This is a genomic window from Enterococcus lactis (assembly GCF_015751045.1).
Taxonomy (GTDB): Bacteria; Bacillota; Bacilli; order Lactobacillales; family Enterococcaceae; genus Enterococcus_B; species Enterococcus_B lactis.
This window is the reverse complement of sequence record NZ_BNJW01000005.1, coordinates 26,635-42,424: the sequence shown is the minus strand read 5'-3', so window position 1 is coordinate 42,424 and position 15,790 is coordinate 26,635. Positions and strand designations below refer to the sequence as shown.

The 15,790-nt window shown below is 38.1% G+C and carries 17 protein-coding genes; 14 read left to right on the top strand and 3 right to left on the bottom strand.

The window, feature by feature from the left end; genetic code table 11:
- Window positions 1-149 precede the first annotated feature (149 nt).
- From KFO35_RS03950 to KFO35_RS03915, 8 genes are all read left to right on the top strand, one after another.
- Window positions 150-797, top strand: coding sequence for a PepSY domain-containing protein (locus KFO35_RS03950; protein ID WP_156271877.1), 648 nt, complete (start codon window positions 150-152; stop codon window positions 795-797).
- A gap of 83 nt (window positions 798-880) precedes the next feature.
- Window positions 881-1,825, top strand: coding sequence for a dihydroorotate oxidase (locus tag KFO35_RS03945; protein ID WP_002314991.1), 945 nt, complete (start codon window positions 881-883; stop codon window positions 1,823-1,825).
- Window positions 1,826-1,959: 134 nt separating this feature from the next.
- Window positions 1,960-3,411 carry an amidase gene (locus KFO35_RS03940; RefSeq protein ID WP_156271875.1) on the top strand — a complete coding sequence of 484 codons (1,452 nt, stop codon included), beginning with the start codon at window positions 1,960-1,962 and terminating at the stop codon, window positions 3,409-3,411.
- Between the two features lie 21 nt (window positions 3,412-3,432).
- Window positions 3,433-4,269, top strand: coding sequence for a transporter substrate-binding domain-containing protein (locus KFO35_RS03935; protein WP_002306692.1), 837 nt, complete (start codon window positions 3,433-3,435; stop codon window positions 4,267-4,269).
- Complete coding sequence (locus KFO35_RS03930) at window positions 4,269-4,928, top strand: amino acid ABC transporter permease (RefSeq protein WP_002306693.1); 660 nt, start codon at window positions 4,269-4,271, stop codon at window positions 4,926-4,928. The genes KFO35_RS03935 and KFO35_RS03930 overlap by 1 nt, the downstream gene beginning before the upstream one ends.
- 123 nt (window positions 4,929-5,051) lie before the next feature.
- Window positions 5,052-5,741, top strand: coding sequence for a hypothetical protein (locus KFO35_RS03925; protein ID WP_025477249.1), 690 nt, complete (start codon window positions 5,052-5,054; stop codon window positions 5,739-5,741).
- A 5-nt stretch (window positions 5,742-5,746) separates the two neighbouring features.
- Window positions 5,747-6,742 (top strand): sce7725 family protein, encoded by a 996-nt coding sequence (locus tag KFO35_RS03920; protein WP_156271873.1) that lies wholly within the window; start codon window positions 5,747-5,749, stop codon window positions 6,740-6,742.
- A gap of 6 nt (window positions 6,743-6,748) precedes the next feature.
- Window positions 6,749-7,261, top strand: a complete 513-nt coding sequence (locus KFO35_RS03915) for a GNAT family N-acetyltransferase (protein WP_002335053.1) — start codon at window positions 6,749-6,751, stop codon at window positions 7,259-7,261.
- A gap of 192 nt (window positions 7,262-7,453) precedes the next feature.
- On the opposite strand, the gene KFO35_RS03910 is transcribed toward KFO35_RS03915, so the two are convergent.
- The 3 genes from KFO35_RS03910 to KFO35_RS03900 all read right to left on the bottom strand — a co-directional run bounded on the left by KFO35_RS03910 (window position 7,454) and on the right by KFO35_RS03900 (window position 11,175).
- Window positions 7,454-8,011, bottom strand: a complete 558-nt coding sequence (locus KFO35_RS03910; RefSeq protein WP_024635212.1) for a guanylate kinase — start codon at window positions 8,009-8,011, stop codon at window positions 7,454-7,456.
- A gap of 87 nt (window positions 8,012-8,098) precedes the next feature.
- Complete coding sequence (locus KFO35_RS03905) at window positions 8,099-9,280, bottom strand: NupC/NupG family nucleoside CNT transporter (protein WP_002314996.1); 1,182 nt, start codon at window positions 9,278-9,280, stop codon at window positions 8,099-8,101.
- Between the two features lie 386 nt (window positions 9,281-9,666).
- A complete protein-coding gene (locus KFO35_RS03900) occupies window positions 9,667-11,175 on the bottom strand; it encodes a DUF1846 domain-containing protein (RefSeq protein WP_002314997.1) in 1,509 nt (502 codons plus the stop codon).
- A gap of 158 nt (window positions 11,176-11,333) precedes the next feature.
- On the opposite strand from KFO35_RS03900, the gene KFO35_RS03895 reads away from it, so the two are divergent.
- The 6 genes from KFO35_RS03895 (at window position 11,334) to KFO35_RS03870 (ending at window position 15,771) form a co-directional block, all read left to right on the top strand.
- The gene (locus KFO35_RS03895) at window positions 11,334-11,525 is read left to right on the top strand and encodes a hypothetical protein (protein ID WP_002290760.1); all 192 of its coding nucleotides are present in this window, start codon (window positions 11,334-11,336) and stop codon (window positions 11,523-11,525) included.
- A 213-nt stretch (window positions 11,526-11,738) separates the two neighbouring features.
- On the top strand, window positions 11,739-12,656 hold the full coding sequence (locus KFO35_RS03890; protein WP_002290761.1) for a coiled-coil domain-containing protein: 918 nt from the start codon (window positions 11,739-11,741) through the stop codon (window positions 12,654-12,656).
- Complete coding sequence (locus KFO35_RS03885; RefSeq protein ID WP_156271871.1) at window positions 12,649-13,722, top strand: hypothetical protein; 1,074 nt, start codon at window positions 12,649-12,651, stop codon at window positions 13,720-13,722. The genes KFO35_RS03890 and KFO35_RS03885 overlap by 8 nt, the downstream gene beginning before the upstream one ends.
- A gap of 147 nt (window positions 13,723-13,869) precedes the next feature.
- Window positions 13,870-14,388 carry a hypothetical protein gene (locus KFO35_RS03880; protein WP_002290764.1) on the top strand — a complete coding sequence of 173 codons (519 nt, stop codon included), beginning with the start codon at window positions 13,870-13,872 and terminating at the stop codon, window positions 14,386-14,388.
- Complete coding sequence (locus KFO35_RS03875) at window positions 14,369-14,761, top strand: DUF4430 domain-containing protein (protein ID WP_002329215.1); 393 nt, start codon at window positions 14,369-14,371, stop codon at window positions 14,759-14,761. Before KFO35_RS03880 ends, KFO35_RS03875 begins: the two co-directional genes overlap by 20 nt.
- A gap of 74 nt (window positions 14,762-14,835) precedes the next feature.
- Complete coding sequence (locus KFO35_RS03870; protein WP_002315000.1) at window positions 14,836-15,771, top strand: cation diffusion facilitator family transporter; 936 nt, start codon at window positions 14,836-14,838, stop codon at window positions 15,769-15,771.
- Window positions 15,772-15,790: the final 19 nt, after the last annotated feature.

Here is a 15,790-nt window from a genome sequence, read left to right as displayed (position 1 = left end):
AGTCTAACTTCTAGGGTTGTCTCTAAAGCTTAGCTTCTTTTTTATTTTCATAATAATAACGTTGTTCTTTAATTTTTAAACATGACAGAAAATTTTTTCTTCGTTATACTTGTATAGAATACTATTTTATAATAAAGGAGATAAAATCAATGAAGAAAACTGTTATTTATACTAGTTTATTTGCGGCTTTGTTTTTAGCTGCTTGTCAATCAAACACCAATCAAGGAACATCTGGGAATACATCTTCAAGTAGTGAACAACGCTCTTCTCAGGTATCGGAATCCTCAACAAACGCAAGTACATCTTCGTCTAGCCAAACAAAGAATTCGAGCGAGGCAATGGGCCAGTCAGCTATCAAAGTGTCTGCAGCTCGTGCGATTGAATTGTTTAAAGATAAGTATCCAGATACTGCTATTACTAGTTTGGAACTAGATAGTGATTGGGGATCTTACTTCTACAAGATAGAAGGTGTCGATGATCAAAAAGAATATGAAGCAAGAATTGATGCTCAGAATGAAAAAATGGAAACAGAGAATCCAGAAACGCTAGATCGAGAGGATCAAACTGGTCAAAAGAAAAAAGAAGATGGTCTAGCTGTTGATAAATTAATTACAATTGAGGAAGCAGCAAAGATTGCTGTCGATAAAGTAGGAAGCGGTACAGCAACAGATTGGGATCTGGATAAAGATCTAGGTACTACTTATTGGGAAGTCAAAGTAAAAAATGGTAATCAAAGTACATCAGTCAAGATTAATAGTGAAACAGGGGAAGTGCTATCAACCGAACAGGGTGATTAAGAAATACGTTGAAAAACAAGAGTTGATTTTTCTTTTAGTCATGATACACTAGATAAAATAACTTGTTTGAAGGAGCGATTTACTTGAGTTTAGAAACGACCTTTGCCAATCATACCTTTGCTAACCCTTTTATGAATGCATCTGGTGTACACTGCATGACTACCCAGGAATTAGACGAGCTGGCTCATTCAGAAGCAGGAGCATTTATCACTAAGAGCTGTACAATCAATGAACGAAAAGGAAATCCCGAACCACGTTATTTTGATGTTCCTTTAGGCAGTATCAATTCTATGGGGCTTCCAAACTTAGGCTTTTCTTATTATCTAGAGTATGCTCTTGCGTATGAAAAAGCGCAGAAAAAACCAAATCAACCATTATTTTTTTCGATCGCCGGGATGAGTGTCCAAGAAAACTTGGAAATGCTTGGGGAAATAGAAAAAAGTGGATTCAAGGGGATTACTGAACTAAATTTATCTTGTCCAAATGTGCCTGGTAAACCACAACTAGCTTACGATTTTGAGGCCACTTATGAAACATTGAAAGAAGTATTCAGCATCTTTTCTAAGCCGTTAGGGATCAAATTGCCTCCTTATTTTGATTTTGCTCATTTTGATCAGATGGCAGATATCTTGAATCAGTTCCCGTTGACATATGTCAATGCTATCAACAGTGTGGGTAACGGGTTGTATATCGATACAGACAAAGAAGCAGTGGTCATCAAACCAAAAGAAGGGTTCGGCGGCATTGGGGGAGAGTATATCAAGCCGACTGCTTTAGCAAATGTCCGCGCTTTTTATACGCGTTTGAAACCAGAAATCCAAATCATTGGTACAGGTGGGATTCGGACAGGACAAGATGCATTTGAACATCTGCTATGTGGCGCAAGCATGTTACAGATTGGTACCGAGCTTCATAAAGAAAGGCCGGAAATTTTTTCTAGAATCATAAAAGAATTAACGCAGATTATGTCAGAAAAAGGATATACGTCAATTGACGAATTTAAAGGCAAATTACGCAACATTTCATAGCAAAAAGACGAAGGTCATGATTGATCTTCGTCTTTTTTTATAAAAAACACTCGTCTGTTCATTCATGTGCAAGCGTACTCATTGTATGTTAGACGAACTTGTGGGAAAATAACAGGGGCAAAAAGGAGGATACTATGAAAGATGCAACAGAATTAGCGAAAGGACTTAAAGAAAAAGAATTTAGTTTTCAAGAATTAGCTGAGGATGTACAGAAAAAAATAAAAAAACAAAATCATGAATTGAATGCGTTTGTTGCACTTGAACCATTCGAGAATAGTTCCACTGAACGATTGATTCCCCAGTCAGAAAAAGGACCATTGGCAGGTATTCCATTCCCTTTAAAAATGCTCGGTCAAGAAAAAAAGGGGTGGCTAGCTACTTCAGGATCTCGTTTATTTGAAACACATCGAGCTTCTCATACATCCAATTATGTACAGCAAGCAGAAGCGATAGGGCTAGTTCCTTTTGGACAAACCAATGCGCCAGAGTTTGGTTTCAAAAATATTACAGACCCCGTCATCTATGGCCCAGCAAGAAACCCCTGGAACCTTGAATGTACACCTGGCGGATCAAGTGGAGGCGCTGCTGCTGCAGTTTCAGCGGGAATCGTTCCTTTAGGTGGCGCTAGTGACGGTGGTGGTTCTATTAGAATACCCGCTTCGTTTTGCGGATTGATTGGGCTGAAACCTTCGCGAGGGACGATGCCAGTTGGTCCATATGCTTGGCGAGGATGGCAAGGAGCTGCTATTGATTTCGGTTTGACGGTTTCTATGAGAGACACGGAGGCTTTATTTTATGGGATGAGAAGCATCCATTCCGGTGCGCCATATCAAGTATCGCCAGTTGAGTGGCAAACACATCCAAGAAAAAAACATTTGAAGATAGCTTTTTGTGTTGATTCACCGATCCACTCACAGATTAGTGAAGAGGCAGTACTTGCTGTAAAAAAAGCTGTAGATTTCCTTGAAAAAGAAGGACATGATTTGACGGAGATTCCTTACCCACTAGATGGTCGTAAACTGATTAGGTCTTATTATCAGATGAATGGCGCAGAGACAGCAGCAATGATCCACTCGATTGAAGCAGGCATCCAGCGAACTGTCAGAAAAGAAGAACTTGAGCCGATCTCTTGGACTTTGTTCCAATATGGTCAGAAACTTTCTGCCGCTACTTACATTGATTCTCTGCATGTATGGGATGAAGCAGCAATTGTCATGGAACACTTGCATCAAGAATATGATTTATTCCTTTCACCAACGACTGCATTTACTGCCCCTAAAATCAGCGAAGATTTGCAAAGTGATACGATAAGAGCACAGATGGAACACATCCATGATTGTTCTGAAGTACAAGCTTTAGAAGTTGTTTCTTCTATGTTTGAGGAAAGCTTGAAGATCACACCTTATACACAATTGGCTAATCTGACTGGACAACCAGCAATCAGCTTGCCTACTCATTTGACAAAAGAAAACATGCCTCTCGGGATTCAATTTATGTCCGCCAGAGGAAGAGAAGATTTGCTGCTTCAAATCGGCTATCTATTTGAAGCAAGTCACCAGTTCCATTTACCAAATCCATGGAAATAGCAGAAACAAGGAGAAGAAAAAATGAAGAAAAAAAGATTGTTTGCTCTAATAACTAGCGTCTTTTTTATTTTAAGCGCTTGCGGTACAGCTGCCGCTAACCAAGAAGATCACAGCTGGAGTAATGTGGAAAAAAAGAAAGAATTGGTAGTAGCAACTTCTGGCACACTATTTCCCGCTTCTTATTATAATGATCAAAATGAATTAGTTGGTTATGACGTAGACTTGGCGAAAGAGGTAGCCAAACGTTTAAATGTCAAGATCTCCTTTAAAGAATACAATGTGGATGGACAAATCACTTCTGTTTCAAAAGGAGAATCAGATTTTGCTGCGAACGATTTTGGTATCACAAAAGAAAGAGAAAAAAAATTCTCCCTTTCAGAGCCTTTCAAATATTCATTTGACAGTATGATCGTACGAAAAAAAGATGATTCAGGAATCCACTCACTTGATGATCTTAAAGGAAAAAAAGCAGCTGGCGAACCCAATACTAGCTATATGCGTTTAGCGGAAAAACACGGAGCTAAACTAGTCACTTACGATAACGCCACGAATGATCAATATTTAAGCGATGTAGCAAACGGTCGAACAGACGTTATTCTAAATGATTATTATTTGCAGAAAATGGCCGTATCTGCTTTACCAGATATCCCCGTAAAAATCTTGGAGAACGTTTATTTCAATGAAAACGAAAGTGGTTTTTTATTGAAAGAAGGAAATGATGCTTTGAAAAAGAAAATCGATGGCGTATTAAAAGAGATGAAAGAAGATGGAACGACAAAGAAAATATCTGAAAAATATTTTCAAACTGATGTTTCAGTCAAACCGAAAGAAACGATGACTGAGTCGGTGAGTGATTGATGTACTTTCCTCTCATTGATTTTTCCCTCATGTGGACTTCACTTCCTTTCGTACTGCAAGGCTTGGTATACACATTAGGGATTGGCTTCGTGTCTTTTGTTTTAGGAAACTTGGTAGGATTGCTTTTGACAGTTCTAGGTCTTTTGGATTGGCTACCTCTGAATGTATTTATTCGTTTTTATTTATCGTTCTTTAGAGGTATTCCAGCACTAGTCTTGCTGTTCTTGCTATATTTCGGGTTACCTTATCAATTAAGTGCCTTAACGGCTTCAGTCATCTGCTTCACGATTACCAGCAGTGCATTTATTGGTGAAATCTATCGAGGATCACTAGCAGGCGTTTCTTCAGGTCAGTGGGACGCTGGTTTAGCTTCTGGTTTTTCTTTCTTTGGGGTATTGAAATATATCGTTTTACCGCAAGCCTTTCGAATCTCGGTACCGGCACTCAGTAACGTAGCTATGGATTTAGTGAAAGGTACCTCATTAGCGGCAACGATCACAGTGCCAGAAATATTTCAAAAAGCAAAGATCATAGGTGGTCGGACATTCGACTATTTTTCTCTTTATATTTTAGTTGCACTGATTTATTGGATCATTTGTATCGGGATCGAAAAAGTGCAACAGTATTTAGAAAAACGTTCCGTCCATCAGTCAATCTGAAAAATAGAAATGGTGCTAGCGTGGCAAGCATCATTTCTATTTTTGTTTCTTGTGTATTCTGTCTAGTATTTTAAAATCATTTCATGTAAAATGTAAGACGAAAATATGTTCGGAGGTAAAAACATGAAAACCCCGCAAACCATCGAAATAGAATCCTCATTATACCAATATTGCATCGAGCAGGGCGGCTTAGTCGTAGAAGAAGTCACGATGCCTGATGACCAAGGAATTGTAGATACGCTTAGCTGCTTGACAAAATTTGATGGAAGCCGAGAATGGCGATGCTATGAGCTGAAAGTGACAAAAGCAGATTTTCGTTCTACAGCCAAACTGTCATTTGTCGGGCATTATAATTATTTTGTTTTGCCAAGTAAACTATATGAAGAAGTGAAAACAGAGATCCCTACAGGAATAGGTGTACTAGTATATCGCCCGTACACGATCGAAGAGGAAATGCCTGCATCTGGTACATTTATGATTGCAAAAAAAGCAGCAAAGAAGGAGCTTGCTGTACCGGAAGAAGCTTTGACAAACCGTTTTATGGCTTCTTTATTCAGAGAAGTAAGAAAAGCAAAGCAAATGGAGCGAGGCGTAAAATATTTTCCAACAGATCAATTGTACAAAGAATTGAAAAGACGTTCAGAAAACCAAGATCCATTTTCTAACGAACGATATTATGAACGGTTTTTAGAGGAAATAGCTAGTCAGGCAATCAATGAGTTGCAAGAAGAAGTTGCGGCGCTTCAACATGATTATGAATACTTAAGGCAACAACAGCAGATCCGGCGGTTGCCCACAGAGCCATTGGAGTGAAAAATATGTACTATCCTTATTTAAGAGGAAAACAATTTGACCTATTAGCATTAAAAGAAGCATTGTCGCGAGGATTGCTCTCCAATAAAATCCAACCGGTGATCGAACCAGTACGTGATTCCGCTACGCTTAAAAACGTGATCGAATTATTTCAAAAAAAGCACCATCCAATCGCTGTGATCCAAAATCCCCAAGTAGGACAATTTAAATTATTCGATCAGCATGTGCACAGTTGGACAGTCAAGGAACATAGCTCTGTCGTCTCTGCACAGATTTTAACGCCAGAAAATCTTAACGACGTACTGGATTCACCTCCAACGTTTCTGATTTTCGATGGACAACACTACCCAAAAGACGCAGAGGTATGGAAACAGCTGGCAGGAGTCGATTCGAAATTCTTGATACCAGATGCTAGTCGCTTTCGCATCTGGCTGCCCGAAAACAAAATTGTGATCCGTGACTCTTTTCAAACGAGAAAGCATGTTGAAAGTTATGCAGATAAAACGGACGACTTTTTTAGCGATGACTATCTTTTTTTCCACGAAGACGGATATAGTGGATTTTCTGATTTCACGATCGAAGGCAGCCGTTATTTCGATAAAGGGTTTCCTAGCCGAGCGCTTGCTATCCATCTAACGTATATCGATGCTTACGGTAATATCCGCGTAAAGCATTTTGTCTCTGACAGTAATGATTCCGCTAAAGATCAAGCATTGAAGTTTCTTGAAGCAGGAGATAAAATGAAAAAATGGATCATGCGTCACCATCATCAGCTCTTAATCACTTCAGGAATGATTGAATTACTGGCTCTCTACCAGCAACAAAAATTTCCAGGACTCGGAGTATTGAAAAAATGGTCGCTAATGCATCATTTGGAACTTATCAATCAACTACTGGATCATCCAAAAAATTGGCTTAGAAGTTATTCAAAAGTTCCTGAACTGTATGAAGTGATTCAAAAATTAGAGAATATAAATGAAAAAGAAACAGAAAAGAGGTAACTGGATGTGTATATTCGGCTAACAAGAAAAGAAGAAGTAGAAGAAGTGGTAAAAATTATTGATGCTGCAGCGGAATTTATTGCTTCGCAAGGCTCTCCCCAATGGCAGAACGGGCAGAAACCAACAAAAGAAACGATTTTGAACGATATTGAAAGAAAAGAAAGCTATGTATTAATAGTCGAAGATCAAATTGTTGGAACAGCTGCATTAGTCTCAGGCGTGGATCCCGTTTACACAAAAATAGATGGTAGTTGGAAAGAATCAACTGGTCCTTATTTATCGATTCATCGTGTTGCTTTAGCAGAAAGTACTCGAGGGAAAAAACTAGCAAAACCGTTCTTAGAACATTTGTTGACGATTGCAGCCAGCAAAGATATCCAAGATGTCCGTATCGATACTTATCCAGCTAATGAACCGATGGAAAAGACCATCTATTCTGCTGGATTCACTTATCAAGGGATGATTGAATTCCCTTTTGAACATGGTGAAAGAAAAGCGTATCAAAAAATAATCAAGTGAGTATAAAAGCATCTTCACAAGGATGAAGACTTAATAATACGAAAAACAACTAGCTGATCGCTAAGAGAGTGGGACAGTAGTGGTGATCTTCAAGAAATAATTTTCGAAGAAGCTACTTCTGAAACACCGTTCATCGAGAGGTCGTGACACCATTTTTGTCGCGGCCTCTCAGCTTATCTTATGGATATTTAGCTAATCTGTTTCTATCAATAATCCTTTTTTTATTTTATCTGCTGCTTCTTGGAACGCTCCATCGTTTGACACGACTAAAAGTGTGGGAATAGCTGCCAACCGTTCCAGTTGAGCTAAGTCTTCTACATAAACTGCCATTCTGGCCGAAATCTGTTCGGGTGAATCTCCACGCTTTTTCAGGCGTGATTGTAGTGTTTCTTTAGAAATCGTAATAAAGATCGGACGGACTACCGTGCCAAAATACTCGTATAAATGCCAAAAACCATTTGCCGTCAAAACGGCATAACAATTTCCTTCCTTCAGTTTTTTGGTAATCTCTGCTTTGCTGGAACCATATTTATGTTGAGCATATTGATCCCACTCTGCAAATTCGTCTCGCTTGATCATCTGATTGAATGTATCGTCAGATACAAAATAATAATCCTCTTGATCTTTTTCTCCAGGTCTTGGTGATCGATTCGTGTAAGTAATGATCTTTTGTTCCGGCTGAAAAACAGCTTCTGCGAGCGAAGTTTTCCCAGAACCAGAAGGACCGATAAACACATAGCAATAATTCATCATCATTTCTCCTTTGATATTTGAGCAACTGAAAAAGCTTTGGAAATATTTCCAAAGCTTTTGAAAGCAACGTTGCTTTTTTGTTTATTATACCAGTAATCCAGTCACAATAGCACTTAAAAAGCTGACTAAAGTCGCTGTTAACAAGATCTTCAACCCATGTTTTGCAACAAGATTTCCTTTTTCTTCGTTTAACCCCTTCATCGCACCGGAAATGATCCCGATAGAAGAGAAGTTGGCAAATGAAACAAGGAAAACAGATATGATCGCTGTTGTGCGTTCAGTAAAATGGAAATGACCGTTAGCTAATTCTGTCATAGCAACAAATTCATTTGTAACCAATTTAGTCGCCATGATACTACCAGCATCCACTGCTTCTTTCCATGGGATTCCACTGATGAAGGCAAGAGGGGCAAAGATATAACCTAAGATCTCTTGGAAAGTAATACCGAATATCCCGTGAAAGATAGCATTGATCATAGCAATCAAGGCAACAAAACCGATAAGCATGGCAGCAACCGTGATTGCCACATGGAAACCATCAAGAATGTATTCTCCCAACATTTGGAAAAAGGTCTGTTCTTTGTTTTCTTCAATAATTAGTTCGTCTTCTTTTTCTTCTAATACATAGGGATTCACAATCGAAGCCAGAATATATCCGCCAAATAAATTCAAAACAAGGGCAGTGATCACATATTTAGAATCGATTAGTGCCATATAAGATCCGACGATTGACATAGACACGGTAGACATAGCCGAGACACTCATGGTGAATAAACGTTTCTCAGATAAGAAAGGTAATTCCTTCTTTATGGAAATAAATACTTCCGATTGCCCTAAAATAGCAGAAGCTACTCCGTTGTAGGATTCTAATTTGCCCATTCCGTTGATTTTGCTTAACCCAAGACCAACAGCTTTCATAAACAATGGAAGAATTTTGATGTAGCGTAAAATCCCGATAATAGCAGAAATAAATACGATTGGCATCAATACGGAAAGAAAGAAAGGTGCACTTCCTTTATTTGCTACACCGGCAAAAACAAAGTCAACACCCTGCCCAGCAAAAGCAAGAAGATGATCAAACATTTTTGCCAATACAGAAACAACCGCTGTACCAAAAGTTGTACGTAATAATACGAAACCAAGAACAAGCTGTAAAACGAACATCACAATTAGTGGTTTCAATTTGATTGCTTTTTTGTTGCTGCTGATCAAAAAAGCAAGACCTAATGTGACAAATAAACCAATAATACCTAATAAATAACTCAAATAATCACTCCTATTCCAAATTCCGTTTTATTTTACCTGTTTTGTAAATAAAATACTAATCTTTAGTGAAATTTTCATTACTTTTTTAGAGTAAAACGCATTCATTTTCCATTAGAATATAAAGCAACCAAAATAAATCGAAAAAACAGATAAAAGACGCTAAAAAAACTGATGTTCCATTGTTTTTTCGTATTTCAAATAGAGAGAGAAAGCAAGTTAAAGTATGAGAAATAAAATTTATCACACTCTTGTTTTTTCTTTCAAACTGAATATCTCTCAAGAAGGGACAAGAAGTGTATCCACTTAGTGATGGCTATAAAAAAACGAAACTATTGTTTAAGCTAATGCTAATAGTTTCGTTTTCATCCTTTATAAGTGAATTTTTTCTATTGGTAGTATAGATTTTCTGAAGGGTAGACAGGTGCGCAAGTAATATCGATTCCTAGTTTTTTCAATGTTTGTTCATCATTTTTATTGACCATCACAGTGGAGTGGGCTTGTGCTCCCTCAAGTTCAGCTAGTTTATCATAAGCAACTTGAGCGATTGGATTCGTTACTGCACTGATTGATAAAGCGATCAAGACTTCATTGATGCTTAGTGCATCCAAAGAGGAATGAAGTGTCTTTGATTTCAATCCTTGTATTGTTTCAAGAACTAATGGTGATAATAAAGGAATGTCATCTGCAATATGCGCTAAATGTTTTACTGCATTTAAGATGACTGCCGCTGACGCATCCATCAATGAGCTTGTACGTCCGGTAATAATGACTTCGTCTGGTAATTCGATTGCAATCACAGCAGAAGGATCTTTTGTAGGACTTTGTTCTTGAATTTTATCTGCATAATCATGGGCAGGAACGACAACGTTTCGGTCTTCAGGGCGTAATCCGACTTCTTCCATAATCAGTTTGATTCGATTAACTGCTTCTTCGTCAATCAATCCTTTTTTGAAGTCACACTCTGTTTGGAAATAGCGGCGGATGATTTCTTGTTTAGAAGCTTCTTGGACAACCGCATCATCCACGATACCAAATCCTACACGATTCACACCCATGTCAGTAGGAGATTGATAAACAGATTCTTTACCAGTAATTTTTTCAATAATACGTTTGATTACAGGGAAGGTTTCAACATCTCGATTATAATTTACAGCTACTTTATTGTAGGCGTCAAAGTGGAAGGAATCGATCATATTGACATCCTTCAAATCGACTGTGGCTGCTTCATAGGCAATGTTCAATGGATGTTTCAACGGAACGTTCCATACTGGAAAAGTTTCGAACTTGGAGTAACCAGCTGCATGTCCTTTTTGGCTTTCATGATACAGTTGGTTCAAACAAGTAGCGAGTTTTCCGCTTCCTGGTCCAGGAGCTGTCACTACAACGATTGGTTTAGTTGTTTCAATGTATTCGTTTTTCCCAAACCCATCTTCTGAAACGATTTTTTCTACGTTGACTGGATAGTCTTCGATTTCTGAATGTTTATAGACTTTGATATTTCGTCTTTCTAGTTTATTGATAAAGACTTTCGTGGCAGGCTGGCCGCTATAGCGAGTGATAACGACACTGTTGATCAATAATCCATAACCACGTAATTCATCAATCAGCCGCAAGATATCCATATCATAAGTAATCCCATAATCACCGCGGATCTTATTACGTTCAATGTCTCCGGCATAGACGCAAATCAGTATTTCAGCCTGATCTTTTAATTTTTGTAGCAGTTTGATTTTCGCATCTTCTTCAAATCCTGGAAGTACACGTTTTGCATGTTTGTCATCCACTAGCTTTCCACCAAATTCCAAATATAACTTATCATAGTGGTTCACTCGTTCCAAAATATACGCGGACTGCTCTTCAATATATTTCTCTGAATCAAAACCAATTTTTTTCACTGGGTTCCCTCCTTAAGTACTAAAGCATTTTTTCATTTTTTTTTGGATTCGTCAACTGGAAGAGCAAAATTCCTCAAAAAAACAAAGAAAATGGTTTAAACCAACTTGTCTAGATAGTTATTCATTGGTATGATAGTTTTTGATAAGGAAGGTGCTACATGAAAAAAAGACAGAAAAAGAAAAACGCATATAAACACTATATCCGTTCGATTTTTACCGGTTATGAAAAAATGCTTGAAGATCCCGAATTAGAACAATTGACGTTTACTTATTTAAACGAAGAAACGCAACTAACTCGTGATGACCATCAGCGCATTCATTTCACAACAAGAGATCTGCCTAGTAAATAAAAGAATATGATAAAAGTCATTGCATTCGATTCTGTCCTATCAGATGAATCAGATATCAAAGACTAGTTGATCGAAAAAAAGGCTGTGCCAAATTTTGGTGCAGCCTGTTTTATGGAGCATTGCCCGCTCTTTTTTATAACAATTTTTTACAGAAAATGGTACTATTGAAGTATTAATAAGTGAAAATCAGATGAGTAAGAGGAGGCAAGTAGTATGAAAGAGCCAGATACAAACACAAATTATGAGCAAGGCGAACTAGAGGAGACGAGCACGAATCAGGATACAGCAAAAGAATCGTCTTCTTTTTATGATATCAAAGAAAAAGCAAGCATGAATCTTTCCCAATTATTAGAAGATTTACAGGCTTTTGAAAAAGCTGTCCGCGAAGAAGATATTCCTGAGATCTACCGTTTGTACAACGGCCGATTGAACGAAGAATTAAAACGAAGCTCAAATGAAAATCACGAGATTGACCAATTGCTGATGCGTAAGATCCATGATCGTTTTTTGCAAGAATTTCCTTTTATGGAACAAGTAGAAAGCATCTCACCAACGATGAGCTATTACAAAATCGGCACTTATTACCATGATCGCCCTACAATTGGTATCGATGCAAGTTTGCCAGAAATTTTTGTTTTGCCTAGGATCGATGAAGAGTGGGAGAAATATTCCCAACCGGAGACAACGGACTATGACAAAAAAATCAATGAGCTAGACGCGAAGGTGATCACAGCCCAGACAGAGATCGAACGTCTAGACGAACAGATAAAAGAAATCAATCGGCAGATGACTGATTTGGACGATAATAAAGGATTCTTGAATCGTAAGAAAATCGAGGAAGAAATTCAAGAATTAGAGAAGAAGAAGCAAGTGCTATCTAATGAAAAATTAGGCTGGCTTCCTTATATCGAGACACCTGAAACAATCCAGCAGCAAAAAGAAGCATTGAAACAAGAAGCAAGAGCGGACCAACTTCGCGCAGCCATCGTAGAAAAAGAGCAACGGCAAATCAGTCGCTATTTCGGTAGCAAAGAGGGGTTTGGTCAAGCAATCCATGAATTCTTGATGAATTATCTTGGTAATGAAAATCCTAATAATCAATCTAATGAAGGAGGTTCCGAGTATGAATGAACACGATGAAGCAGAATGGACAAAAAATGAAGCACAGACAGAAGATCATGAAGAAACGAACACTTCATTAGAGGAACAAACAAGTAAGCCACTGGATGACACAGAAGAAGTCCCTATGCCAGAAGAAACAAAAATCCATGAAAAAGAAAAAGTAACTCCGACGAATATGGATACTTCAGAAAACACGCATGCTTATGAAGTATCTGAAAATCCCGGGTATTTAGAAGGAAAAGAGCAAGATCATCAAGATATCGTCAGTTTGATTGAAACAGCGGAAGCAGAATTAGCGGATTTACGTATGAGAAAATATTTGATTGAATCAGATTTTCCCGAATTATTAGAATCATATGACCGCTTTATATTGAATGAAGAACCGATCTCAACGATTGGAAAGACAAGTCTGATCGAATACTTCACATATGAATTACTGAAACCGTTGAATGATATTGGTCTGGAACGATCAAATTCAGCTTATGACACATGGAAAACAAGACATTTCTCTATCAATTATACGTTGAATGGACAAAACGAATTAGTCTTTTCCTTTGTATTACCGACCATCGATCAACGATACCAAGTGGAATCGATGAGTCTTCTAAATGTATCACCAGAGACGATGGAAATCGATGTCCAAGATGATCGAGTGCTTTCTTTGATCCGATACTGGTCAGTTGATCGAGTATTCTCAGCAGGACAGATCACGATTTTCAATCACAAATTGAATCAATTATTAGCCCACGCTAGAACACTTGGTTTTACAGTTAATCAGACACTACTAGACAATACGAAGCCACTTCGTTTGAACCTTCAGAGCGAATTTGAATTGACGAATGAAGTATTGGATGATATTTTTATCGTGGCGATGAAAAATCCATCCTATGATATGGAAAAGATCAACGAAACTACTTATCAAGTACGATTAGATAAAGGACAGTCTTTAACGATAGCAACAAACGAAAAAGATCAAACGGTCTTGTCGATCTCATCTGGAGATTACCCACGATCCGTCATTGATTTCTTTATCAATTACGAATTCTTGGTTCCGTTAATGGTGAGAAAGTCCTGATTGGATAAGTTGGATTACCAGAGGTCATTCAGATAATTCTGTTCCAAAGGACTTGCGGCAGTTATCCAGAATAATTGTCACAAGTCTTTTCTGTATGTACTGAATGAACGTGAATCATCTGCTGGTGAAGGAGGAGTTACATCAAGAATGTCCACAAATAAAATCGCCCAGCTTAGCTTATTGTCTGCTGCTTGTGTAGCAGGTAGGATCGCTTTTCAATTTATTCCGAATTTCCAGCCAATGACTGCTATTTTTTTGTTTATAGTTCTTTACTTAAGCTTGAAAGATGCGCTAATTGTCATGAGTCTTTCTATCGCAATCAGCAGTTTTTATTTTGGTGTGGGGCCATGGGTCTTCGGTCAGTGGCTCAGCTATACCGTCGTTCTGGCGTTGTTTTCAATTTTCTGCTCGAGAAGAACAATCCGAAGGAATCTCTGGTTAAAAGGAACCTGCTTTTTTCTAGCAGGTATAGTTTATGGAATAGGGATGACTGTTTTCGATACGCTCCTCTATCATTTACCTCAACCTTGGGTCTATTACCTTCAAGGGGTGTCGTTTGATCTGATGCACAGTATAGGTAATGTTGTGTTCTTCCTTGTTTTTCTGCCAGTCGTCAAACGTTTTTACAATCATTCAGGAGGAAAAAATGAAAAAAATAATTTATAGTCTGCTTGCAATGAGTGTCAGTGTACTCATGTTGACAAGCTGTAGTACAACCAACACACCATCGACTTCCAACCAAAAGGAGGAAGTAAAAACATCGCAAAAAGCAACGATCACGTTACAAGAAAATGGTCAAAACTTTTTGAAAAAAGAAGTGACTTTCAAAAAAGGAGAAACTTTGCTGACTATTTTGAAACAAAATTTTGAAGTCGAGGAAAATGATGGCTTCATCACTTCGCTTGAAGGGCATTCTCAGGATGAAAAGAATCAAACCTATTGGATGTTTACTGTGGATGGGAAAAGTGCTACTACTGGGGCAAAAGAGATCGAATTGAACAATGGACAATCGGTCATTTTCAATTTATCTAAACTATAAGTTTCATAAAAACTGTTAAAGGGCGGATATTGCCGCACTTTAGCCAGTTCACTTGATGAAAGAAGGAAAAGAATATGGAAAATTTTAAAAAAAGCGGAATGTTTTCCGTAATTGCTGCTCTAGGGGCTAATATTCTAGTCGCTATCAGCAAATTTGTCGGCTATGCAATCAGTGGCAGTGCCGCCATGCTGAATGAAAGCATCCATAGTATCGTTGATTGTAGTAATCAGATTTTGCTGCTATTTGGCGATAAACAAGCTAATAAAGGTCAGAGCGACTTGCATCAATTTGGTGAAGGCCGAGCAAAATACTTTTTTAGTACGATCGTCGCAATGATGCTTTTCTTCGGTGGGGGAGCACTAGGGGTGATGGAAGCTTTTGAAAAATTGACGCATCCATCCCATGAAGTTGGTAATCCAATCATTGTCATTGCCATTTTGTTATTTGGTTTGGTAATCGAAGGAAGTTCTTTGCGTGTCGCAATGAAGGAAATCAAAGAATTGAATACTGAAAATCTTTCCACGATGCGCTTTTTGCGCGAAAGTCGACATAGTGAAATACTGATTATATTTACGGAAGACTTGTGTGCTGTAATCGGTTTGGTCTTGGCTTTAGTGGGAACAATCTTGACTTATGCAACCGGGATTGCTGCATTTGATGCTATCAGCGGATTACTGATAGGTTTCTTACTGATGGGAGCTGCGATTTTCCTAGCAAAAGAATTTTATAGTCTGATCATTGGTGAAAGTGTGACAGCAAGCGATTTATCAAAAATCAAGTTAGCCTTTGAACGACCTGAGATCAGTCGGCTAATTGATATCAAAACCGTTCATTTAAGTCCAACGGAAATTTTAGTCGCTGCAAAAGCAGATATTGTTGGAAACAAAGAAAATGAAACGTATTCGATCATCAATGATATTGAAAAAAATATGCGTCAGTCTCTTCCTGACAAGAAGATGTATATATACATTGAAACAGATAAATATGACCCAAATTATTCTCACAAATAAAACGTATGTTCATGAATTG